Consider the following 21,908-nt stretch of genomic DNA (forward strand, 5'->3'; position numbering starts at 1 on the left):
CGCTCCGGGTGCGCCAGCTGTCCCCATCGTCTAGAGGCCTAGGACACCGCCCTTTCACGGCGATAACCGGGGTTCGAATCCCCGTGGGGACGCCAATTCGGCAAAAAGCCATCCTTTTCAGGGTGGCTTTTTCCATTTTCACCATACGTATTTATCCCGAATGATCACCCGTGATCAGGCCCGGTCGATCCGCTCCGCCGGACGGGCTGCTCCGGTGGAGTACCCGGTGCAGCCTGTTCCCGGCATGTCCGGTCCTTGTCAGCCAGTAACCCCGATGGCCGGAACCGTTCCGGACGCACGGCCGGCCAGCCACTGGCGGGCCACGCAAGCCTGTCCCAGACTCAGGGCACCCGCTCCGGAAGGCAGTTGCCGCGATTCCAGCAGCGTCAGTCCGGCTTGCAGCAGATGCCGGTGCAAGGCCTGTTGCAGGACCCGGTTGCTGCAACTGCTGCCTGCCAGCACCACATGGTCAATCTGTTGTTGCCGGGCATGCCGGATCACCCACTCTGCCACCGCCGCCGCACAGCTGGCGTGCCAGAGGCTGGCGATTTCTTCCGCATCCGTCAGGGTCAGCAGGTGATGCACCACCGGAGACCAGTCCAGCTGGCCGTTGTCGTCCAGTCGCCAGCCACCGGCCAGCGGTGCCACAGGGCGGGCCAGCGCTTCCAGCCGCAGACGGGCTTCGCTGGAAAAACTCTGGCGCGAACACAGCCCGGCCAGACTGGCAATGGCGTCAAACCAGCGTGACGAGCTGCTGCTGTCCGGGCAGCGCAGCCGGTGTGTCACCTGTTCCGACAGCTCGACAAAACTCGGCTCGCGGCCATAACGCCGGGCCGCTTCGTCCCCCAGTCCGTTCCGGATCAGCCAGCCGGCCGCCACGCGCCACGGCTCGCGCGAGGCCCGTTCGCCGCCGGGCAGCGGGATGTGCGGCAAGTGCGCCAGCCGCTCCATGCTGACTCCGTGTACCCGCAGCAGTTCTCCGCCCCATTCATTGCCATCCGCTCCCGTGCCGCCACCGTCCATGACCAGCCCCAGCACCGGAACATCGACATCGTGTTCGGCAAGGACCGCACTGACCAGGGCATGGTGGCGCTGGATGCGCAGCAAGGGCAGCTGGCGCAGGCCGGCCAGCTGCTCGGCATGCTGGCTGGCGTGGTTGTCCGGGTCGAGATCACAGGCAATGCAGCCCGGCTCGGCATTGGCCCAGCGTTCCAGATGCCGGATGGCCGAATTGTGCGTTTCACAGGTCAGGGGATGGTCCAGCCCGCCGATATGCGGCGACACCAGCGCCTGGGTGCCGCGCAGCAGGGTCACGGTATTCTTGTCCGGTCCGCCGACAGCCAGCACGGTAGCGCCGTCGTGGCGCAGTGCCAGCGGTGCCGGGGCAAATCCGCGCGCCCGGCGCAGCAGGTGCGGCTCATGGTCGATCATCATCATCAGGCTGTCGTCGCAACGGGCGGCCACCTGACGGTTGTGGATCAGGAAGGCGTCGGCCACCGTGTTCAGGCGGTGACGGGCATCGTCGTTGTCGGTCACGATCGGCTCGCCCGACAGGTTGGCACTGGTCATGACCCAGACATCGGCACAAGGCGCCTCCATCCAGTCCATTCCGGCCGGCCGGCGCAAGGATTCGTGAAACATCAGCCAGTGGATCGGTGTGTAGGGCAGCATCACGCCGACGGTATTCATGCCCGGGGCAATGCCGGGCAGGTACTGGTCGGCCTCGGCACGCTTTTGCAGCAGCACGATCGGACGCTTCGGGCTTTGCAGCAGGGCCGCTTCTTCCGGACTGACATGGCAGAAGGCTTCCACCGAAGCCAGATTGAGCGCCATGACTGCCAGTGGCCGGCTCGGGCGGTGCTTGAGCATGCGCAGCCGGGCCACGGCTTCGGCGCTGCGGGCATTGCAGGCAAGGTGGAATCCCCCCAGGCCCTTGATGGCCACGCAGCGGCCCATGCGCAGGAATTGCAGGGTGCCGGTGACCGGGTCGCCTTTCAGCGGCACGGCAAAACGGTCGGTCAGCCGCAGCTGCGGACCGCAGACCGGACAGGCAATCGGCTCGGCATGAAAGCGCCGCGAGGACGGATCGAGGTATTCGTGCTGGCACAGCGGGCACAGGCCGAATGCTGCCATGCTGGTCTGGGCCCGGTCGTAGGGCAGCTGGCGGGTAATGGTGTAGCGCGGCCCGCAGTGCGTACAATTGATGAACGGATAGCGGTGACGCCGGTCAGCCGGCGTGAAGAGTTCGCGCAGGCACTCGGGACAGGTGGCAATGTCCGGCGGAATCGTGGCGCCATGACCTGATTCCTGGCTGCTGCCAATGCGGAAATCCCCGAGGGCCGGATCGGCCGGCAGCGACTGGCGGGCTGTCAGCTCGAATTCTGCCAGTGGCGGCCGCTCTTCATGCAGGGCACGCTCAAAGGCCGCCAGCCGTGCGGGTTGTCCCTGCGCCAGGATCTCGACCCCTTCGCCGGTATTGCGGATCTGCCCCTGAATGCCCAGCCGGCGGGCCAGCTGCCAGACAAAAGGTCGGAATCCCACACCCTGCACCAGCCCGCGCAGCAGCCATTGCTCGCAATGCACCGCCTCCTCGTGGCTGGTCAGGTCAGGGACCTCAAAGGACGGGGCAGAGGCTGCCGGCATGATCACACTCCTTTTTCTGTGCAGAGCGACTAAAAGGTGTGAAACATTTAACGGTTTATGCTAATAAACTCAATAGCTATGAAGGGGGTGACTTGTGTTTAGACAAGCTATTGTCCTTGCAGCGCAGCAAAATCCCCTGTCAGCGCCGGGCCAGGCAGCTGCGATAGCGTCCGTCCACCCGGTTGGCAAACCACTCGGTCGTCAGCTTGCGCTGGATTTTCGGGCCCGACAGGTCAATCTGCGGCATGGCCTCGCGCGGCTGGTGGCCAAAGCGGCGGTCTGCCAGGGCAAACACCTGTTTCCAGGTGGCGGTACTGGTAAAGGCCGCCCGTTTTTCCAGCCGCAGGTCCCGGTTGATGTCCGCAGATGATAGCCCGAGCGTGCCGGCCATGGCCAGGACTGCCCGCTGCGTCTGGCTGCCATTGACGGCGTCACCGCCCGAGTAGCGCATCAGGTCACCATCGGGCGCAATGCGCTCGCCGGCCAGCCTGCCCAGCGCCAGCTGGAAGGCGGCATTGCGGCTGGCGTAGCGGCCGGCGTTGAAGTCGGCAAAGCGGTAGCGCATGTCGCTGTAGGGCGCCGGGTAGTCCAGCAGGATGGCAATGCCGAAATACAGGCCGCCGCGGCGGGAGAACACCTCGTCGCGGATCGGACCTTTTTTCGGATACGGATACGGCTTTTCCCGGATCTGCTCCTCGGCAAAGGCCACACTGACCTGCATCGGCCCGCCGGTACGGATCGGATTCTTGTCGGCGAGCAGGGTGCGGCCAAACGGCAGCTCGTCGATCATGTCGCCAAACAGCGCATTCATCTCGCGCTCGGTTTTCAGCGCGTCGATCCGCTCGCGGTAGCTGCGGCCGTCCGGCGAACTTTTCAGCATGGCCGCGTCCACCACCAGTTTCGGGATGGCGTATTTTTCCCGGCGCTTGTCGATTTCCTTCCACACCATCTTGCCCAGCCCCGGCACCACCGGATCGGCCTGCCAGAGCGATTCCTGCTCGATGATGGCCATCGCCGCACAAAAATAGTCCGGCCGGTACGGCAGCCGCAGCGCGGTAAAGGCACCCACGATGTCCTGCGTCCAGCCGGCGCGGTCGCGCACCTTGGCCGGCAGCAGGCGGCTGACGGCTGCGCGTGCTGCCGCCTCGTTCGGGTAGGGCGCGTAGCCCGGCATGACAGCCGCAGGCCTGGGCGGCGCCACCGGTTCTGCTGCGGGTGGAGGTACCGGTGCCGGGGATGGCATGACCGGTTGCAGCACCGGTGCCGGCACGGGGGCTGGCGCCGCCGGCAGCACCGGCGCCGGCGTCTGGGTGGCACAGCCCGCCAGCAAGGCGAGCACGAAAGAGAGCGGCAACAGGCGCGAGGTCATGAAAATCGCGATCGGATCAAAACGCGCGCATTGTAATGACGTACGCGCAGAAGGGCTACGAACCTGCGGCATGCGGATGACCGGCAGGCAGCAGGGTAGGCAGGTTCAGGCAGCGGCGTGCTGCCGACAGGCCCACCGGACAGTCGGGCAGGTCCACGGCCACCGGGTGGGCCGCCGTGGTGAACCAGACGCCGATTTCCACGCCCAGCTCTGCCGCCAGCGCGGCCAGTGCCTCGGGAGACTGCTTGAGTGCGTCGTCCGGCGGCAGCACCGGAAAGCGCAGCCACACCGGTTCGTTGTCCGGCTGTGGATCAGCCACCTGCCAGCCCCTCGCCAGCGCCCAGTCGCGCCAGTACGCTGCCTGCGCCTGGCGGCGCGCCAGGATCTCCGGCAGGCGTGCGAACTGCTGGCCGGCCAGATCGGCAAGCGACGACGGCATGCGCTGGCCATAGCGTTCCAGCCAGACGCCCTCGAATTCTTCCGGCCACATCTGCGGCAGTACCGCGGCCGGCAGGCCCGGCAAGACCTCTGCGGCCGGCCGGCGCTCGGGCGCTGCCCGCACCCAGTAATCGTGCACGACGCTGGCCAGCTGCCCGCGCAGGCTGTCATCGTCCGGCAGCGGCGCACGCTCGGCCAGCCGTGCCAGCTGGTCGGCCGCATACGGATCGTGCACCACGGCCATGCCGCCGTGGATGCAGGTAATGATCTTGCTGCGCTCGAAACTGAACACCGCGGCATCGCCGAGCGTGCCGAGCAGCCGGCCCTGCCAGCGGGCGCCCAGCGCATGGGCGCAGTCCTCGATCACCCACAGGCCGCGCTCGTGCGCCAGTTGCAGCAGCCCGGCCGTATCGCGGCTGGGCAGACCGAACGTATGCTGCAACAGGATGACACGGGTGGCCGGCCCGAGGGCGGCGCGGGTAGCATCAAGATCAAGGCCGAAGCTGTCGGTCTCGATGTCGGCGTAGCGCACGCTGGCACCGGCAAAGCGGATGGCGTTGGCCACACACTGGCAGGAAAACGCCGGCACGATCACCTCGTCGCCCTGGCCGAGGCCGAGGGCACGGACCACGGCCAGCAGGGCGGCGCGCCCACCCATGAAGGCACGGGCAGTGCCGCCGCCCAGCCACCGGGCAAAGCGGCTTTCCCAGTCGCCGGTCAGGCGGGTGTCGTTGCCGAGCTGCAGATCGGCCAGCCAGCGTTCGGCCGTTTCCAGATCGTGGTGGTCCAGCGTGGCAGACAGCAAAGGGGCGGGCAGGGTGGTCATGGCTTATTTTCCGCCGTCCACGGCCAGCGTCTGGCCGCTGATCCAGCCGGCAAACGGCGAAGCGAAGAACAGCACCGCATGGGCAATGTCCTGTGGTGTGCCGAGCCGGCGCAGGGCGATGTTGTCGAGCAGGCGCTGCTGGCCGTCGGTGCCGTAGGCCTGCCACTGGCGCTCGGTGCTGGGATTGGAGCGCACGAAGCCCGGCGCAATGCTGTTGACCGTGATGCCCCACGGACCCAGCTCGTGTGCCAGCTGGCGCGTTAGGCCGATCTGGGCGGCCTTGGCTGCGGCATAGGCCTGGATGCCGGTCAGGCTCACGCCCAGTCCGGCACCGCTGGAAATCATGATGATGCGTCCGGCACCACGGGCCTTCATGGCCGGTGCCACCGCCTGGCTGCACCAGAAAGCGCCGTCGGCATTCACGGCAAAGATGGCGCGCCATTCGTCCGGCTTGATCTCTTCCAGCGGCCGGCCCGCCTGGCCGCACACGCCGCCGGCGCAGTTCACCAGCACGTCGATCCGGCCAAGCCCGGCCAGCTGGTCGTGCACGCTGACCGGGTCGCTGACATCCAGCGCCAGCGTTTCGCAGCGGCCGTCGCAGGCGGCCACGGTGTCGTCCAGCGAACCGATGTCGGCGGCGATCACGCGGGCACCGGCCACGGCAAACTGGCGCACGATTTCGCGGCCGATGCCCTGGGCGGCTCCCGTCACCAGCACCGTCTGGCCATCGAAGCAAAAGCCTGGCACCGGAGCCGGTGCCAGGGCGGCGCGCACGCGGTCGAGCAGGCCCAGTCCCTGCGGTACACCGCCTTCGGCGACGTGCATGGCCTCGATCAGTGCATCGGTCAGCGGCGTGGGCACGCCATGCTGGCGGCCGGTGGCGGCGATCGGAGCGATGATTTCGTCTACCTCGGTCTTGCGGTGGTGGATGGCCAGGTCGCGCCAGATGCCGGCGTGGAACTTGGCCGACTTGCGGTTGTGCGCGGCCAGCTGGTCCAGCGAGGCCATGCCGGCCTCGGCCGGTGCGTCCTGCATGAAGGCCGCCGGGTCAAAGCCGTCAAATCCTTCGAGCCTGAGGCCGGCGGCGCTGGCGACGGTACAGACTTCGCGCGCGAGGGCGGCCAGCACCGGGCGGTAGACCGGGTTTTCCAGCAGCGGATAGATGCCTTCGTTGGTCAGCGCGGTGGCAAACAGCATGGAGCCGTACACCAGCTTGCCCCACAGGTAGCCCCAGATGTTCGGGGTCAGCACGGCGTTCGGGTTGAATTCGCACATCAGTCCGTGCAGGGCACGGATGCGCGGCGTGTCACTGCCGTCCAGTTCGCCGACCACCGTGGCGCCCCAGCCGCCGAAGTGGATCACGCCGGGGGCCACGATGTCGGCGCCGAAGTTGACGAAGCAGCCGATGGTGCGGCCGGCACCGGCGATGTCGGCGATCACCTGTTCGTTCAGGCCGTTCTGCACGCTGACCACTGCGCCGTCGCGGCTCAGGAACGGCAGCAGTTGCCGGCAGGCCGCGCGGGTGTGCACGGCCTTGGTGGCCAGCAGGACCAGGGGGTAGCTGCCGGTCAGGGTGTCGGGCGTGCAGATGTCGACCGGCACGGTGTCTTCGAGGATCGGCCCGGTCAGCCGCAGGCCGTGGGCGCGAATGGCGGCCACGTGCTGCGGGTCGGTGTCCACCAGCCGTACGGCATGGCCTGCGCGGGCAAGATAGACGGCCAGGGTGCCGCCGATGGCGCCGGCACCCCAGATCAGGATCGGTGCGTTTTTCATGACCACGGTCCTTCCAGCAGGGCACGGGTTTCGTCCACGGCGACCTGCCACATGGCCTGCACGTCGGCTTCGTCGCGCTGGTAGTCACCGCCAAAGCTGCCGTCGCCGGTATAGGCACGCACTTCGGCCGGGTTCATCACGGCGTAGCGGGTGTAGTCGATCAGCGGCTTGTGTTCGCGCGGCATGTCCACGCCGGCCAGCCGGGTCCACGGCAGGTTTTCCATCCACGAGGCATGCGAAGCATCCGGGTCGATGCCCTTGACGCAGGCCAGCGTCCGCGGTGCGTTCCACCAGTTGTGAAAGCGCACCTTGTAGTGCGGGTTGGCCGCCATCCATTCACCGGTCAGGCCCATGGCCGGCGAATTGCCGCCGTGGCCGTTGACGATCAGGATGCGGCGGAAGCCCTGCTTGGCCAGCCCGTCGAGCAGGTCGCGGATCACGGCCAGATAGGTCTCCACCCGCAGGGTGACCGTGCCGGGGAACGCCGTGAAGTAGGGGGTGATGCCGTAGGACACGGCCGGAAACACCGGCACGCCCAGCGGCTCGGCTGCATCGACAGCCACCCGCTCGGCCAGCAGGACATCGGTGGCCAGCGACAGATAGGCGTGCTGCTCGGTGCTGCCCAGCGGCAGGACGCAGCGGTCGTCGTGTTGCAGGTACTGTTCGACCTGCATCCAGTTCATGTTGGCGATGCGCATGGCGGGTTCCTTTAATCGCGGTAGATGTCGACGCAGGCACGGCCGTCGGGGCCGATCCGGCCGCGGTACATGCCTTCGGTGTTGAAGGGCAGGCTGACGTTGCCCTGGCGGTCCAGCACGATCAGGCCGCCGTGGCCGCCCATGGTGCCGAGCTTGTCCATGACGCTGGCTGCGGCCGTCCGGCTGTCTTCGTGCAGGTAGCGCATGCGTGCCGCCACGTCGTAGGTGGCGCAGGCGCGCAGGAACACTTCGCCGGTGCCGGTGGCCGACACGGCCACTTCTTCGTCGGCCCAGGTGCCGGCACCGACCACCGGGCTGTCGCCCACGCGGCCCCAGCGCTTGTTGGTCAGGCCGCCGGTGGAGGTGGCGGCAGCCAGCCGGCCGTCGCGGTCCAGCGCCACGGCGCCGACGGTGCCGAATTTCTTGTCGGCAAAGGCGAGCTTGTGCGCGCCGTCGTGGTCGAGCACCGAGGCGTCGGTATCACGCACGGCCAGCAGTTGCTGCCAGCGTGCGTCGGTGTGGAAGTATTCCGGAGGGGCGGTTTCGAGTCCGACCGACCGGGCAAAGGCGCTGGCGCCGTCGCCGGCCAGCATGACGTGATTGGACGACTCCATCACCGCCCGTGCGGCCAGCACCGGGTTGCGGATGCCGCGCAGCTGCGCCACGGCACCGGCCTGGCCGTCGTGGCCGGTCATCACGGCTGCGTCGAGCTCGTTGTGGCCTTCGTGGGTGAATACGGCGCCCCGGCCGGCGTTGAAGAGCGGGCTGTCTTCCATGACCTGGACGGCGGCACACACGGCATCAAGGGCGCTGCCGCCGGCAGCCAGGCAGGTGTGGCCGGCCAGAAGCGAGGCGGCCAGCGTGGCACGGTAGGCGGCTTCCTGGTCGGTGGTCATCATGTTGCGGGTCAGGGTGCCGGCGCCGCCGTGAATGGCGAGGGTGATCGGATGGCTCATGCGGGTATCGGGTATCAGGTCGGGAAAACGCCCGGTCAGTCAGACCGGGCGTACGGGAGGGACGGGGCGTCAGGCGCGGGCCGGTTCGGGCAGGGTGTCCGGCCGGGAGCCGGCATCCTTGCCGAAGTGGCGCTCGAGCACGCTGGCGTCCACCGGCTTGTCGAACAGGCTGATCACGACCATCAGCACGACGGTCAGTGTCCAGGTGGGGATCAGCGGGTCAAAGCCGAAGGTCAGTCCCTGGCCCCACAGGGCGGTCGAGACATACAGCACTTCGCCGATGATCACCGAGATGAAGGCGGCCTTGAGGCTGGCGCGCTTCCAGTACATGCCCAGCAGCACCGGGGCCACCCAGATGCCCAGTCCGCCGAAAGAGAAGCGGATCAGTTCGAAGATCGAGGCCGGCTTCATGATGCCGACGATGATCCCGGCAATGCCGATCAGGACGGTGACGATGCGAGACAGGCGGAACACCTGTTCGTCGGTGGCCTGCGGGTTGATGCCGTGCTGGTAGATGTCGCGGCAGATGCCGCCGGTGGCAACCACCAGCAGGGCGTCGATGGTCGACATGCCGGCCGACACGATGCCGGCGATCAGGATGGCGGCGACGTACGGGTTGAGGTTCTGCTGCAGGAGCATCGGTACGATGAAGTCGGTTTCCTTGCCGGTGAGGCCCGGCAGGCTGACGATGCCCATGACGCCCGACCATTCGATCATGGTGGCGGCCAGCAGCATGCCCAGCGTGCCGAGGATCACGGCCTTGAACATGGTGCGGTAGTCGCGCATGGCGTAGAACTTGGTGAACAGCGTCGGCTGGCCGATGGTGAAGAAGCTCCACATCACGATCATCGACACGTAGGCCGTCCACGGGTACTTGCCGGCGGCACCAGGGTGCGACAGGAACTGCTCGCCCTTGGCCAGCAGGGCTGCGTTGATTTCGGAGAGGCCGCCACCGGCATGTACGGACACGGCAAAGGTGACGACGGCGGTGGTGACCATCAGGCCGCCTTGCAGCACGTCGGTGAGCATGGCGCCCTTCATGCCGCCGGTCATGCAGTACAGGATCACGATGATGCCCATGCCGACCACGCCGACCCATTCGGGCAGGCCGGTGAAGGTGTGCACGATCACGCCGGCACCCACGGTCTGGGCGCCGATCATGCCGATCAGGAACGCCACCATCATCACCGCATGCAGCACGCCGAGCTTGCGCGAGTCATAGCGGTCGGCCAAGTAGTCGGTCATGGTCAGAAGGCCGAAGCGGTGCGACAGCTGCATCAGCTTGCGGCCGACCAGCAGCGCCGGAATGATCATCGAGAAGGCAAGGCCCGGCACCGAAATGGTCAGGCCGGCGTAGCCGTTGGCGTAGGCCACCGCCGGTACGCCCATGAAGGTGCTCATCGAGTACTGGGTGGCAAAGTAGGCGATGCCGCTGACGACGGCGCCGGCCTTGCCGCCGAGCACGAAGAAATCTTTGAGGTTGTGGGTGTTACGGGCAGCGTACCAGCCGATGCCGGCCAGGATGATGAAGTACAGCGCAAGGGTGGCGAAGAACGGGCCGGGAGTCGGCTGGATCAGTTGTGCGACCTGGGTTGTCATGCGGTTTCCTCCTCGTCCTGGGCATCCAGGCTGTGATACTCCGGCCGGGCCATGCACTGGCGGGCAAACACCATGATGGCGATGAGGACGGCGATGCCGTGGCCGATCCAGCCGTACAGGAACATCGGTACGCCAAACGGTCCGGGCAGGTAGGACGCGTTGTAGTACCACGGCAGCGGCAACATGATGAGGAAGTAAAGCCCGAGGATGATGACAGTCCAGCGGCGTTCAAAAGGGTTGCGCCAGCAATCCATTCGACAGTCCTTTGTAGTGGCGGCGGATGGCCGGTGACGGTGCTTTGCGGCACGGTCTGGCGACTCATCCGAATTTTGATTTATTAGAAAATACTGACAAACGTTTTAAAATTACCACACGATAATCCGTGGACTGTCTTTGATGATTGTCAATTCGCGACAATCTGTTAACTGGTTGTTTGGTCTTGATGCCGTGTTTTTTATGGATAAAAACGCTGGTTATCAGTTGTTTATCAGGATTTGATTCCTGATCGCACTTTTTGTCTGCATGGACATCCGTGAACCGGGCAAGACCGGAAAATTAACAGCTTGATAGTCGGCCGCTGCTTTCGTGTCGGGAAATCCTTGACTTGGCGGCGATTGCCGACAAGGCAGGATTTGTTGATCGTGCAGGTTTGGGGTAGATTTTTATGCTGGTTGTGTTGCTTTGCTCATGACAACGTTTTTTAAAGAGCATTTTTTGCATTTCAAATCACCAAACCAAGGGGATCATCATGAAGCAGTGGCTGAAGTGGGTTACGGTAGCAGCGGCACTAGCACTGACGGCCTGTGGCGGCAGCAAGCCGGCCGAAGACCAGGCAGCACAGGGCACGCAGCCGGCGGCTGAAAAAACCTACAAGGTAGGTGTGAATGCCGCTTTTGCACCGTTTGAATCGGTGGATTCCAGCGGCAAGATGCAGGGCTTTGACATTGAGCTGGCCCAGGCCGTGGCAGACGCTGCCGGAATCAAGGTGGAAATGGTGAATACGCCGTGGGAGGGCATTTTTGCTGGCCTTGATAACGGTGATCAGGACCTTCTGGTATCGGCCATTACCATTACCGGTGAGCGCAAGGCTTCGATGGATTTTACCGAGCCGTATTTCGAGGCTACGCAGCTGGTGGTATTGCCCAAAGGCAAGACGCTCGACAGCACCGACGCACTCAGGAACATGAAGGTTTCCGTGCTGACCGGCTCGACAGGCGACACCGTGGCGCAAAAACTGATGGGAGCGACCAGCACCAACATCAAGCGTTTTGAAACCTTGCCGCTGGCCCTGAAAGAACTGGAGAACGGTGGGGTCGAGGCCTGCATCGGTGATAATGGCGTCGTAGCCAACTACGTTGCCAATAACAGTGGTACTGAATTCACGGTCATTGACAACCTGGAATTCGACAAGGAGTACTACGGTATGGCCGTACGCAAGGGTAATGCAGAACTGCTCGAAAAGCTCAATGGCGGAATCCGGCAGATCCGTGACAATGGCACCTATGACCAGATCTACCAGAAATATTTCGGCAAGCTGTAATCCTTTTCAGGTGGACCGGAAGGCCGCCTGAAAACGGAGAAAACCGGCTCTCTTTATCATCGGGGCCGGTTTTTTTTATCGGCGTTGTGCACTATCTGACTTGCAAATTGCAATCCATTTGATAAATTGGAATAGAAGAGTTGCCAGTGTTTTCGGTAATGCTGGTTTTCGTGATTTGTAAAGTCCGGTTCCTTCATGTTGTATGCATCGGAGTTATCGGGCTGTCAAAAGAAAGACTGTCAAATGGATTTTCAGGCAATGGACTATGTGGAGCTTTTGAAGCTCAAGGAGCAGCTGGATGCTGAAATCAAGCACCGCGAGTCCGAGGAAAAGCTCAAGGCCCGCAAGCAGATTCTTGATCTGGCAAAAACCTATGGTCTGGAACTGAGCGATCTGCTGTCAAAAGGTGGTGCTGCGGTACGCAAGCCGGCTGAAGCCAAATACCGTCACCCGGATGATGCAAATGTCACTTGGTCCGGTCGTGGACGTAAACCGCACTGGGTGGAAAAATGGCTGGCAGAAGGAAAGTCTCTGGAAGATCTGGCGATCTGATTTATCCTGTTCAGATAAAAGCGGCAAAATATTTGCCGCTTTTGTTTTTCTGCCATGAGCCGGCAATTTCATATGGTGGGTAGCCGGCTGTTTTTTGCGTTAGACTTGAAAAGTTTGAGTCGATTTATGGAGTAAAAGACATGACCGATATTTCCACTGTCATTGTTGGGCATCGTCTTGCTTCGCCCGTGTATAACGCTTCGGGTGTGATGTGCCGCGAAATTTATGAGCTGGAAGCTGTCCGGCACAGTGATGCCGGTGCAATTGTCACGAAGAGCTGCACGCTGGAAGCGAGGGATGGCAATCCGGAGCCGCGTTATGCATCGACTCCATATGGCAGTATCAACTCCATGGGATTGCCAAACCATGGTTATAAATATTATATGGGCTATGCGAAGCAATATGACTATGAAACCGGCAAGCCGCTTTTTGTTTCCGTTTCCGGTCTGTCGCTGGCAGACAACCTGCATATCCTGAGGGAGTTCAAGGGGCTGAACAAACCCTTGCTGCTGGAGGTCAATCTTTCCTGCCCGAATGTTCCGGGCAAGCCGCAACTGGGCTATTCCTTTGATGACATGGAGGAGGCACTCAAGGCGATTGATGCCGAGCTGGGCATGCCGTTTGGTGTCAAGCTGCCGCCATATTTTGACATCAGCCACTTTGAAATGGCTGCGGCCATTTTCAACCGGTTTGAAAACCTGGCCTTCCTGACCTGCATCAACTCGGTCGGCAATGGGCTGGTCGTGGATGTGGAAAGCGAAACGGTAGTCATCAAGCCGAAGAACGGTTTTGGCGGTATTGGCGGTGATTACGTGTTGCCGACAGCGCTGGCCAACGTGAATGCGTTTCATCGCCTGTGCCCCGGCAAGCAGGTCATTGGCTGCGGCGGTATCAAGTCCGGTGCCGAGGTATTTCAGCACATCCTGTGCGGGGCCAGTGCCGTGCAGGTGGGAACGTGCCTGTGGGAGGAGGGTGCGGGCCTGTTCTACCGGCTGAACAGCGAGCTGTCCGCCATCATGGAGCGCAAGGGTTACCAGTCGCTGGAAGAGTTCCGCGGGAAAGTGCGGACCTTGTGAGCCGTGTGGCGCGTTGCCTTGGGGCTGTGCGCCGTTTCAGGCCGTGCTGGCGGCAGGCAGGTCCGGCCTGTCGCTTGCTTTTTCTGGTTCGAGCACTGGCGCACATGCGCAATCAGGCGGATGGTGGCGCGGTGGATCTGGCTGAATGCAAAAAAGCACCCTGAAGGTGCTTTTGTTGTCTGGCGGAGTGGACGGGACTCGAACCCGCGACCCCCGGCGTGACAGGCCGGTATTCTAACCAACTGAACTACCACTCCGCGAAAAGTGGTGGGCGGTACTGGACTCGAACCAGTGACCTCTGCCGTGTGAAGGCAGCGCTCTACCAACTGAGACTAACCGCCCGGAATCTTGTGTGCTTTGGCGGAGCGGACGGGACTCGAACCCGCGACCCCCGGCGTGACAGGCCGGTATTCTAACCAACTGAACTACCACTCCTCCGTGGTGGGTGGTAACGGATTCGAACCGCTGACCCTCTCCTTGTAAGGGAGACGCTCTACCAACTGAGCTAACCACCCGTCTGCGTCACCGTGTGGGTGACGAGAGGCGCGCATTTAATCATGCGAATCCCTTTTTGGCAAGCCTTTTCGCTGATTTCCGTTTTTTTGCCCGAGACAGGAGACAAACCTTGTACCCGGCTTGCAGCCGAGGATGCGAATTGTCCTACATGCAAAGCCGTGGTGGCTCCGGTATCATTGCCCGATTCTGAAAAGTGGATAACTCAGCATGAAAACCACCTTTCTCGATTTCGAGCAGCCAATCGCCGAGCTCGAGAACAAGATTGAAGAGTTGCGTTACGTGCAGGACGATTCCGTACTGGATATTTCCGAAGAAATCGCCCGTCTGCAGAAGAAAAGCCAGGATCTGACCAAAACCATCTACAGCAAGCTGACGCCATGGCAGGTGTCGCAGGTGGCACGTCATCCCCAGCGTCCGTATACGCTCGATTACATACAGGCCGTGTGCACGGACTTTGACGAGCTGCATGGCGATCGTGCCTATGCCGACGATCCCGCCATCGTGGGGGGCATGGCCCGCTTCAACGGGCAGGCGGTCATGGTCATCGGTCATCAGAAAGGGCGCGACACCAAGGAAAAAATCCTGCGCAATTTCGGCATGCCGCGTCCCGAGGGTTACCGCAAGGCCTTGCGCCTGATGAAGCTGGCTGAAAAATTCGGCCTGCCGGTACTGACCTTCGTTGACACGCCCGGAGCCTACCCCGGCATCGGCGCCGAAGAGCGGGGCCAGTCCGAAGCCATCGGACGCAACCTGTACGAAATGTCCCGTCTCAAAGTGCCGGTCGTGTGCACCGTCATCGGTGAAGGCGGCTCGGGAGGTGCGCTGGCCATCGCCATCGGCGACCAGGTCAACATGCTGCAATACTCGACCTATTCGGTGATTTCGCCGGAAGGTTGCGCTTCCATCCTGTGGAAGACCGCCGAAAAGGCACCCGATGCCGCCGAAGCACTGGGCATCACGGCCTCCCGCCTCAAGACGCTGGGACTGATCGACAAGGTCATCAACGAACCGGTCGGCGGAGCCCACCGCGATCACGCCCAGATGATGCAGGGCATGAAACGCGCCCTGCACGACAGCCTCAAGGGCCTGACCACGCAGCCGGTGGACCAGCTGCTGGCCAGCCGTTTTGACCGGCTGATGCATTATGGCAAGTTCAAGGATGCCAGTGCCGCCTGAGCGGCATCTTCCGGCCCTGCTGGATGACCTGCATGCCCATTGGCCGGAGGCACTGTCTTCCGGCCAATGTGTTTTGGAGGTCGGCCTGTCCGGCGGAGTGGATTCCGTGGTGCTTCTGCAGGCCCTGTCCCGCTGCGCGACCGGCCATGGCATCGCGTTGCGGGCCGTGCACGTACACCATGGCCTGAGTCCCCATGCGGATGACTGGGCCGGCTTCTGCTCGGACCTGTGCCGGGAGCTGTCCGTCCCTTTGCGCATCGAGCGGGTTTCCGTCGTCCGCAGTGGCGGGCAAAGCCTGGAAGCCGAGGCCCGGCGGGCACGCTATGCCGCCTACCGCAACGGAGGCAGCCAGATCGTGGCATTGGCGCACCACGCCGATGACCTGGCCGAAACCGTGCTGCTGGCCGCCCTGCGCGGAGGCGGCGCACACGGACTGGCTGCCATGCCGGCGTGGCGGGTCCATGACGGGTTGACCGTCTGGCGGCCCTTGCTGGGCTGGCGTCGCAACGAACTGGAAAGCATGGCCCGGCAGCAGGGCTGGAGCTGGATCACCGACGAAAGCAATGCCGATCCGCGCTACCGGCGCAATGCGCTGCGCCATGCGGTGTTGCCGCACCTGGCCCGCTACTGGCCGGATTATCCCCGGCAACTGGCCCGTACCGCGCAGCGCGCAGCCGACGAAGCCTGCGTGCTGGATGACTGCCTGGATGCCGTGCTGGCGCAGCATCTCCGTGTTCCGCACATCCTGCCGGTGGCAGTGCTCGCCAGTCGCCCGCCTGCATGGCAGCGTCTGCTGCTGGTGCGCTGGCTGGGCCGGTTCGGTATCGTCGTGTCCCCCGGATGGCTGGCAAGCGTCTGCCCGGACTGGTTCGAGCCGTCTGTCCGGAGGGAAAGCCGGCTGGCAGGATACGTCCTGCTGGCAGGGCAGGGTGAATTGCGCCTGTTGCCGGATGTTCCCGAGCCCACGATGTGCCACGACTGGATGCTGGCCGAGGGCGAGCACGCCTGGCCCGGCTGGCATGGCCGGCTGCGCGTCTGGCGGGAAACCGGCCGCGGCCTGGTCTTGCCGGACGGAATCATCATGCAGGTCCGCCCCGGACAGGCTGCGGAAACCATCCGCCATGCCGTCGGCCGCAAGGCGCTGAAAAAATGCTGGCAGGAGGCCGGCATCAGCGACTGGCAGCGCCGGCGTTGGCCCCGTCTGTGGCTCGGGGACATCCTGGTTGCAGTGCCGGGGGTAGCGCAGGATCATGCGTTGTCGGCCCGGCCCGGCCAGACCGGCTGGTGCTTTGCCTGGGAAGGGCCTGCATGAAAAACGGGAGCCGCATGGCTCCCGTTTGGTCTGTCTGCCGCCAGGGTCAGTCGCGGCTCTGGCCCGACAGCGCCAGCAGGATCTGCAACAGGCTGGTGAAGATGTTGTAGATGCCCATGTAGATGGTCAGCGTGGCCGACACGTAGTTGGTTTCGCCGCCGTCCACGATCATCTTGACCTGGAACAGGATGGCCGCCGAACTGAACAGGATGAAGCCCGCGCAGATGGTCAGGTACAGCGCCGGAATCTGCAGGAACAGGTTGGCTACCACTGCCACCATCAGCGTGATGCCGCCGACCAGCAGGAACTTGTTCAGGAAACCAAGGTCGCGCTTGATCACCGTTGCCAGCGTCGCCATGCCGAAAAACACGATGGCCGTGCCACCTGCCGCGATGGTGATCAGCTGGCCGCCATTGGGTACGCTCAGGGCAACCTGCAACAACGGTCCCAGCAGCAGACCCAGCAAGAAGGTCAGGGCCAGCAGCAGGGCAACGCCCACGCCACTGTCGCGGTTTTTTTCGATCAGGAAGAACATGCCGTAGATACCGCCGATCATCAGCAGGCTCGACACGATCGGGCTGGCACGCATGAAACCGAAGTTCATGTTGATGCCCATCAGCGCCCCTGCAATGGTCGGAATCAGCGACAGCGCGAGCAACATATACGTGTTGCGCAACACTTTGTTCTGGCGCGCGGTGTCCACCGTGGTCTGATACGAAGTGTTGAGGTTGTAGTTCATTGAGAGTTCTCCAAGCGGGATAAAGCCGGTCTGGCTCACTTTCAAACTAGAACATCCGACTTAAGCGCGGCTGAAACCGTCATGGTGGCTCCGGTTTCTGCGCCCGGATGGAATGGGCGGCGTGGCGCGCACCGGTCTGCCCTTCGGGCTAGGCGGCGGTGCAGCTTGCCTGCTACTGCGCCTTTACGGTAGATTCGCAGCCCTTCCCTGCGAGGGTGGCGGAATTGGTAGACGCACTGGATTTAGGTTCCAGCGCCGAAAGGTGTAAGGGTTCGAGTCCCTTCCTTCGCACCAGAATACAAGGGTCTGACGACCGAAAAGCCGTGAAATCAGGTGTTTACCTTGATTCACGGCTTTTTTGTTTGTCTGGTTTTTGCTCGATTTTCGTTGTTTTTCAGTGTTCACTGACCCAAAATCGCCCCACGCAATGTCCCAAAATTGATAGGGGTGGAGGGTATCTGTGGCGCTGATTGAGAAACGCTCAAATGGTTGGCGGGCGCGGGTTCGCAAGGCTGGAGTCGACAAAAGCGAGACATTTCGTACCCGGTCAGAGGCACAGCGCTGGGCCACAAATATCGAGTCAGAAATTTCCAGCATTGCATCTGGCGCTCTGCCCAAAAAAACCTTCGGCGAGTTGCTTGAGCGCTACATAGTCGAGGTTACCACTCGCAAGCGCGGCGGACGACAGGAAGAAATCCGGCTTCGCAGAATCTTGTCAGACCGTCTGGCCAATATCTGGCTCTCAGACCTTGGACCCAAGCACTTTGCTGACTGGCGGGACCGGCGACTGACTCAGGTCTCGCCAGCAAGTGTCCGCCGGGAACTTGCCAGTTTGAGCCCCGTGTGCACAAAAGCAGTCAAAGAATGGCAATGGCTGCGCTCAAATCCAGTGCGTGAGATCGAGTGGCCGCAAACCAGTCCCCCGCGCTCTCGCCGCTGGTCGGATGACGAGATCGAGGCCATCCTGATAGCTTCCGGTTATGACCGTGAGCGGCCACCAAAAACAGCAACGTCCCGTGTCGGAGCAGCTGTCTTGTTCGCCATCGAGACTGCCATGCGTGGCGGCGAGATTTGCGGGCTGGATTGGCCGAATGTGGATTTCGACCGAAGGATTGCTCGCCTGGAAAGAACAAAAAACGGTGACGCACGAAACGTCCCGCTTTCCAGTGAGGCCCTGCGGATACTGCGACAGCTTGAAGGCGTCCGATCGGGGGAGCGCGTATTCCAGCTTGAGGATGCCACCCGGGATGCACTGTTCCGCAAGATTCGTGAACGGGCAGGGCTGTCTGACGCAGACCTCAATTTCCACGATACGCGCCGTGAAGCCCTGACCCGGTTATCCAAAAAAGTTGACGTGATGACCCTGGCGAAAATCAGTGGCCATCGTGACCTGCGCATCCTGCTGAAAACCTACTACGCGCCGGACATGGCCGAAGTCGCCAATTTGCTCGACTGATCTACAAAGCCCCTTTGCGGGCCTTTCCTCGGTTCTTCTGGAACCAGTCGCTGATGTCTTTAGCCCGCCAAAGGCGCTTGCGTGAATTTGGCAGGACCGCATACCCCGGGAACCCAGGGCTGCTGGCAATGTTGTAGGTGAAGTTGTTTTTGCTTACACCCAAGTACTGGCTTGCTTCCTCGGCATCCCATAGTTTGTGCTCAAACGGCACCTCTGCCTTCGACAGCATGGACGACATCTCATGCAATTGCCGCGCCATCTGGTCTACCTGCTTGAAAAGCTGACGGCGAGTCAGCGGCCTCCTCCCGTGCGAGCGCGGACGAGTCAATCCCTTGGTCATTTTGTATCGCCTTCCTGCATGCTACGCGATCTGAATCTCATTCATTACCTGCTGCAATTCATAGGCATCCCGCCTCATCGCCGCCTGCTGGCCGCGATCCACGGCAGCCAGACTTGCCTGAACCTCTTCCAGGCTCAGCGTCCGGTCTGTTCCCAGCTTGGTCATGCCTCACCGCCTTCCAGCCCAGCACGTCTATCCATGCAACCGGCTCGGACCGGTTGTTTGCCTGACCGGTTGCCTCAGCGGCTCCAAGTTCAGCGATGATCTCAGCAAGGTCCAGAGAGGTGATAGCCGCCCAGTCCCCGTCGTTTTCGTTGCACGATTCAAAGCATGCAGTCCGCACAGCCTCGGCCACGGCCATCAGCATATCGTGGGGAGGCCGTGGGGCGGACTCGGCGGCAGCGATTGCGGCATTTGCTTTAACTGCTGGAATCCCCATGAATTCCTGATACGCATCGCGCAGTTCTTTCAGCGCAGCCAGCATCTGTTCCACCGGATCGGCCTGTGCCAAGCGATCAATGTCGGCTGATTTAAAGCGACTTGATCTCTTGCTGATCTGCTTGAGATAACCGTCAGCTCCGGCATTGAATGTCCGTTCTGAAATTTCCTTGAGGGCCTGCTGACGTATGGATTCGGCTTGCGTCATGCGCTCAAGCTCGGAGTCAAACACTTCAAAAAATTCGTTCCATGCATCGATCCCAATGCAGATTGATAAGCCGTCAGGGGCTTCAAATTCCTCTGCACGGCTTTGCAGCTGCTCTGCTGCACGTTTCAGGGTGTTCATGTTATCCATCACTCGACTCCATCTGTGGCAAGTGCCTCAAGCAGCGTTTCGATATGATCACGCAGCTCCACAAGCCCATCCTTGGTTTCTTCCGGGTTTCGGCTGGTATCGCCAAAATATTAAGTGGATCGATTCCTCGATCTGGTCGTAGGTGTTCATGCTGCCACTCCCTGCAGGCGTTTCAGGGCTTCCGTGCTCGGGTAAAAGCACAAGGCTGTAACCAGTCCCAGTGCTCCCCAGATCAGCCAGCGAGGCACGGGAACCGAGTGATCGCCCCACGCCAATGACACAATCCCAGTAAAGTGCCGCAATGCTTGTCATGGTCGTTTCCTTTCATGTCGCGCCCTCCACGTTGAGATGAACGGTTTTTTCATACCTGTCGGCCTATTCATCTTCCTGCCCGGCCTGCCGGCCGTGAGCTTCACGTCCCGCACGATCTGGTGGGCCGGTACCGCCTGCTACGGACCATCCTGACCCTTGCCGCGGCTGCTCCTGAGCAGCTTTTTCGGGACCGTACAGTTATTGACACCAGTCCAAGCGCGGCTGTCCGCCGCGTCCGGACGGCCACCGTCCCGGCCCGGAATGACCGGCGTCCGGACCATGCGCCACACCTTGTCGTGGGTGGTCAGCACCACCCCCGTGGCCGGATCGACAATTCCCACGATCTTTTCTCCCAATTCCCCGAAATCATTGACGGTGGTGTTCTTCACCAGCCCGGCCGGATGGCTTTCCATGGCTTTGGTGAACAGGTCCCACTGCCCGGCGTCCGCCGCCTCGATCACCGCATCAATGGCGGTACCGGTGCGCTGCTCCCTGGCCCGGCGGGCTTCGCGCCACAGCGTCACGCTCGGGGTGCCGAAGAACTGGAACTGCCTGATGCCCCACACCGAGGCCCATGCCCGCACCCGCTCGGCACTGACCGCCGCATCCAGACCGGATTCAAAATCCCCGTCCAGCACTCCGGCGCCGTCGACGTTCTTGCACACGTACTTCACGACGTAGCCCGATGCGCTGCCCCTGGCCGGATCAATCGGCTTGGCCAGTGCCCGTGCGCGTCGGGCGGCTTCGGTCGTCAGCTCTTCGGCGTAGTCCTTGCGCCAGTAGCGCAGTGTGGCAGCCACGGCTTTGCGCAACTGCGGCTGCGGCCCGAACACCAGCACATGCCAGTGCGGCGTGCCGTCATGGTGCGGCTCGGCAATCCGCAGCCCGTAAACGCCCAGCTTCTTGCGCGAGAAACATGCCCGCACCCGCGCCCACCGCTTTGACAGCCATTTCTGCGCTTCGCGCACGTTGCTGCCGTTCCAGGCCGGATTGCGCCTGCCGCTGTGCAGCCGGGCATGAAATGCACTAGGCGCGGTCAGTGTGAGGAACACGGCGCGGTGGCCGGCGTCCTGGCTCAGGCGTTCAACACCGGCGATACGCGCCATCAGCTCTTGGCGGCGGATGGCCGGATTGGCCACCGAGGCTGCCACCACCTGTTCCATCGGCACGTCGTCACCGGCACTGCTGACCATGCGCGTCATCGCCATCAGGTCGCTGTTGCGGCGCTTGCGGCCGCGTGACCAGACCAGGTTGTCGTGCGACACATAGACACCGGATTTCTTGTGCACGCATCCGAAGGCGCGCTCCAGTTGCTCGCGGCGACGGGCCGAGGCCACGCGCACCCGGCGCAGCCAGAATCGGTCATCAGTCACCCGGTGCAGCAGTCCGAGCGCCGTCACGCGCACGTCGTCCACCTCCGGCAGCGGCAGTTCCAGCTGCTCGGCCATCTGCTCGACCGCCTCCCAGCTGGCATCGGCATCGAAATGCCGGCCGGCACGGGACAGCTGCAACCGGGCCGCCCGCGCAACCTCGCGGGCCTTGCCGTCGATCTGTTCGTGATCCACCACCAGCGGCAGCTTGCTGGCCACCTTCCGTGCATGCTGGCTGCGCCGGCGCAGTCCGATGTTTGCGGCCCGGCGGGCTTGACCCTGCGGCATGGCCGGGTTGAAGAACGTCCGCTCGCAGGCATGCGACCATGCCCGGTGGAGCCCTTCCGGCATGCCGGCCAGCATCTGCGCCCGATAAGGGGCATCCATGCGCCATGCCTGCAGCCGGACCGGATCGGCCGTGGCG

18 protein-coding genes and 6 tRNA genes are annotated in these 21,908 nt (G+C 62.8%); 8 read left to right on the top strand and 16 right to left on the bottom strand.

The features are described from left to right. Nucleotides 1-19: 19 nt before the first annotated feature. Nucleotides 20-95 (top strand) — tRNA-Glu (locus G542_RS0113305). Between the two features lie 163 nt (nt 96-258). Here the strand turns inward: G542_RS0113305 and hypF are convergent. The 8 genes from hypF to G542_RS0113350 all read right to left on the bottom strand — a co-directional run bounded on the left by hypF (nt 259) and on the right by G542_RS0113350 (nt 10,556). Then, complete coding sequence (gene hypF / locus G542_RS0113310) at nt 259-2,643, bottom strand: carbamoyltransferase HypF (protein WP_051190067.1); 2,385 nt, start codon at nt 2,641-2,643, stop codon at nt 259-261. 139 nt (nt 2,644-2,782) lie between these two features. After that, complete coding sequence (locus G542_RS0113315) at nt 2,783-4,084, bottom strand: DUF1615 domain-containing protein (protein ID WP_244878718.1); 1,302 nt, start codon at nt 4,082-4,084, stop codon at nt 2,783-2,785. After that, nucleotides 4,068-5,276, bottom strand: a complete 1,209-nt coding sequence (locus G542_RS0113320) for a DegT/DnrJ/EryC1/StrS family aminotransferase (RefSeq protein WP_027824367.1) — start codon at nt 5,274-5,276, stop codon at nt 4,068-4,070. The genes G542_RS0113315 and G542_RS0113320 overlap by 17 nt, the downstream gene beginning before the upstream one ends. Before the next feature lie 3 nt (nt 5,277-5,279). Then, entirely contained in the window at nt 5,280-7,049 is a 1,770-nt protein-coding gene (locus tag G542_RS19055) for an SDR family oxidoreductase (RefSeq protein WP_211218840.1), read from the bottom strand. After that, nucleotides 7,046-7,747, bottom strand: coding sequence for a creatininase family protein (locus G542_RS0113335; protein ID WP_027824368.1), 702 nt, complete (start codon nt 7,745-7,747; stop codon nt 7,046-7,048). The genes G542_RS19055 and G542_RS0113335 overlap by 4 nt, the downstream gene beginning before the upstream one ends. Nucleotides 7,748-7,758: 11 nt before the next feature. Then, complete coding sequence (locus G542_RS0113340; RefSeq protein ID WP_081666841.1) at nt 7,759-8,703, bottom strand: isoaspartyl peptidase/L-asparaginase family protein; 945 nt, start codon at nt 8,701-8,703, stop codon at nt 7,759-7,761. Between the two features lie 69 nt (nt 8,704-8,772). Continuing rightward, nucleotides 8,773-10,302 (bottom strand): sodium:solute symporter family protein, encoded by a 1,530-nt coding sequence (locus G542_RS0113345; protein WP_027824370.1) that lies wholly within the window; start codon nt 10,300-10,302, stop codon nt 8,773-8,775. Continuing rightward, on the bottom strand, nt 10,299-10,556 hold the full coding sequence (locus tag G542_RS0113350; protein WP_027824371.1) for a hypothetical protein: 258 nt from the start codon (nt 10,554-10,556) through the stop codon (nt 10,299-10,301). Before G542_RS0113350 ends, G542_RS0113345 begins: the two co-directional genes overlap by 4 nt. A 494-nt stretch (nt 10,557-11,050) precedes the next feature. Between G542_RS0113350 and G542_RS0113355 the strand changes: the two genes are divergently transcribed. The 3 genes from G542_RS0113355 to G542_RS0113365 all read left to right on the top strand — a co-directional run bounded on the left by G542_RS0113355 (nt 11,051) and on the right by G542_RS0113365 (nt 13,470). Then, nucleotides 11,051-11,842, top strand: a complete 792-nt coding sequence (locus tag G542_RS0113355) for a basic amino acid ABC transporter substrate-binding protein (RefSeq protein WP_012696336.1) — start codon at nt 11,051-11,053, stop codon at nt 11,840-11,842. A gap of 243 nt (nt 11,843-12,085) precedes the next feature. Beyond that, complete coding sequence (locus G542_RS0113360) at nt 12,086-12,394, top strand: H-NS histone family protein (RefSeq protein ID WP_012696338.1); 309 nt, start codon at nt 12,086-12,088, stop codon at nt 12,392-12,394. Nucleotides 12,395-12,534: 140 nt separating this feature from the next. Next, the gene (locus G542_RS0113365; protein WP_027824372.1) at nt 12,535-13,470 is read left to right on the top strand and encodes a dihydroorotate oxidase; all 936 of its coding nucleotides are present in this window, start codon (nt 12,535-12,537) and stop codon (nt 13,468-13,470) included. A gap of 180 nt (nt 13,471-13,650) precedes the next feature. Here the strand turns inward: G542_RS0113365 and G542_RS0113370 are convergent. The 4 genes from G542_RS0113370 to G542_RS0113385 form a co-directional block, all read right to left on the bottom strand. Then, nucleotides 13,651-13,727, bottom strand: a tRNA-Asp gene (locus G542_RS0113370). An 8-nt stretch (nt 13,728-13,735) separates the two neighbouring features. After that, nucleotides 13,736-13,812: transfer RNA gene (locus tag G542_RS0113375), tRNA-Val, on the bottom strand. 16 nt (nt 13,813-13,828) lie between these two features. Continuing rightward, nucleotides 13,829-13,905 (bottom strand) — tRNA-Asp (locus G542_RS0113380). A 4-nt stretch (nt 13,906-13,909) separates the two neighbouring features. After that, nucleotides 13,910-13,985: transfer RNA gene (locus tag G542_RS0113385), tRNA-Val, on the bottom strand. A 208-nt stretch (nt 13,986-14,193) separates the two neighbouring features. Here G542_RS0113385 and G542_RS0113390 point away from each other — a divergent pair. Beyond that, complete coding sequence (locus G542_RS0113390; protein ID WP_012696340.1) at nt 14,194-15,162, top strand: acetyl-CoA carboxylase carboxyltransferase subunit alpha; 969 nt, start codon at nt 14,194-14,196, stop codon at nt 15,160-15,162. After that, nucleotides 15,146-16,474, top strand: coding sequence for a tRNA lysidine(34) synthetase TilS (tilS, locus tag G542_RS17010; protein WP_051190068.1), 1,329 nt, complete (start codon nt 15,146-15,148; stop codon nt 16,472-16,474). Before G542_RS0113390 ends, tilS begins: the two co-directional genes overlap by 17 nt. A 46-nt stretch (nt 16,475-16,520) precedes the next feature. Here the strand turns inward: tilS and G542_RS0113400 are convergent, their stop codons facing one another. After that, the gene (locus G542_RS0113400) at nt 16,521-17,213 is read right to left on the bottom strand and encodes a Bax inhibitor-1 family protein (protein WP_012696342.1); all 693 of its coding nucleotides are present in this window, start codon (nt 17,211-17,213) and stop codon (nt 16,521-16,523) included. 209 nt (nt 17,214-17,422) lie between these two features. On the opposite strand from G542_RS0113400, the gene G542_RS0113405 reads away from it, so the two are divergent. Beyond that, nucleotides 17,423-17,507, top strand: a tRNA-Leu gene (locus G542_RS0113405). A gap of 166 nt (nt 17,508-17,673) precedes the next feature. Next, entirely contained in the window at nt 17,674-18,669 is a 996-nt protein-coding gene (locus tag G542_RS0113410) for a tyrosine-type recombinase/integrase (RefSeq protein ID WP_027824373.1), read from the top strand. Between the two features lies 1 nt (nt 18,670). Here G542_RS0113410 and G542_RS0113415 read toward each other — a convergent pair whose 3' ends face one another. The 3 genes from G542_RS0113415 to G542_RS17655 all read right to left on the bottom strand — a co-directional run. Next, nucleotides 18,671-19,009 carry a helix-turn-helix domain-containing protein gene (locus G542_RS0113415; protein WP_027824374.1) on the bottom strand — a complete coding sequence of 113 codons (339 nt, stop codon included), beginning with the start codon at nt 19,007-19,009 and terminating at the stop codon, nt 18,671-18,673. Nucleotides 19,010-19,067: 58 nt separating this feature from the next. Beyond that, complete coding sequence (locus tag G542_RS0113420; RefSeq protein WP_027824375.1) at nt 19,068-19,802, bottom strand: hypothetical protein; 735 nt, start codon at nt 19,800-19,802, stop codon at nt 19,068-19,070. A 449-nt stretch (nt 19,803-20,251) separates the two neighbouring features. After that, a partial coding sequence (locus tag G542_RS17655; RefSeq protein ID WP_051190069.1) for a replication endonuclease occupies nt 20,252-21,908 on the bottom strand: 1,657 nt, incomplete at its 5' end.

The sequence above is a fragment of the Laribacter hongkongensis DSM 14985 genome, from assembly GCF_000423285.1.
GTDB lineage: Bacteria > Pseudomonadota > Gammaproteobacteria > Burkholderiales > Aquaspirillaceae > Laribacter > Laribacter hongkongensis.

Excerpts from the sequence above, each read along its gene's own strand:
- hypF (WP_051190067.1), bottom strand. The coding sequence starts at position 2,643 with ATGCCGGCAGCCTCTGCCCCGTCCTTTGAGGTCCCTGACCTGACCAGC.
- G542_RS0113315 (WP_244878718.1), bottom strand. The coding sequence starts at position 4,084 with ATGCCGCAGGTTCGTAGCCCTTCTGCGCGTACGTCATTACAATGCGCG.
- G542_RS0113320 (WP_027824367.1), bottom strand. The coding sequence starts at position 5,276 with ATGACCACCCTGCCCGCCCCTTTGCTGTCTGCCACGCTGGACCACCAC.
- G542_RS19055 (WP_211218840.1), bottom strand. The coding sequence starts at position 7,049 with ATGAAAAACGCACCGATCCTGATCTGGGGTGCCGGCGCCATCGGCGGC.
- G542_RS0113335 (WP_027824368.1), bottom strand. The coding sequence starts at position 7,747 with ATGCGCATCGCCAACATGAACTGGATGCAGGTCGAACAGTACCTGCAA.
- G542_RS0113340 (WP_081666841.1), bottom strand. The coding sequence starts at position 8,703 with ATGAGCCATCCGATCACCCTCGCCATTCACGGCGGCGCCGGCACCCTG.
- G542_RS0113345 (WP_027824370.1), bottom strand. The coding sequence starts at position 10,302 with ATGACAACCCAGGTCGCACAACTGATCCAGCCGACTCCCGGCCCGTTC.
- G542_RS0113350 (WP_027824371.1), bottom strand. The coding sequence starts at position 10,556 with ATGGATTGCTGGCGCAACCCTTTTGAACGCCGCTGGACTGTCATCATC.
- G542_RS0113355 (WP_012696336.1), top strand. The coding sequence starts at position 11,051 with ATGAAGCAGTGGCTGAAGTGGGTTACGGTAGCAGCGGCACTAGCACTG.
- G542_RS0113360 (WP_012696338.1), top strand. The coding sequence starts at position 12,086 with ATGGATTTTCAGGCAATGGACTATGTGGAGCTTTTGAAGCTCAAGGAG.
- G542_RS0113365 (WP_027824372.1), top strand. The coding sequence starts at position 12,535 with ATGACCGATATTTCCACTGTCATTGTTGGGCATCGTCTTGCTTCGCCC.
- G542_RS0113390 (WP_012696340.1), top strand. The coding sequence starts at position 14,194 with ATGAAAACCACCTTTCTCGATTTCGAGCAGCCAATCGCCGAGCTCGAG.
- tilS (WP_051190068.1), top strand. The coding sequence starts at position 15,146 with ATGCCAGTGCCGCCTGAGCGGCATCTTCCGGCCCTGCTGGATGACCTG.
- G542_RS0113400 (WP_012696342.1), bottom strand. The coding sequence starts at position 17,213 with ATGAACTACAACCTCAACACTTCGTATCAGACCACGGTGGACACCGCG.
- G542_RS0113415 (WP_027824374.1), bottom strand. The coding sequence starts at position 19,009 with ATGACCAAGGGATTGACTCGTCCGCGCTCGCACGGGAGGAGGCCGCTG.
- G542_RS0113420 (WP_027824375.1), bottom strand. The coding sequence starts at position 19,802 with ATGGATAACATGAACACCCTGAAACGTGCAGCAGAGCAGCTGCAAAGC.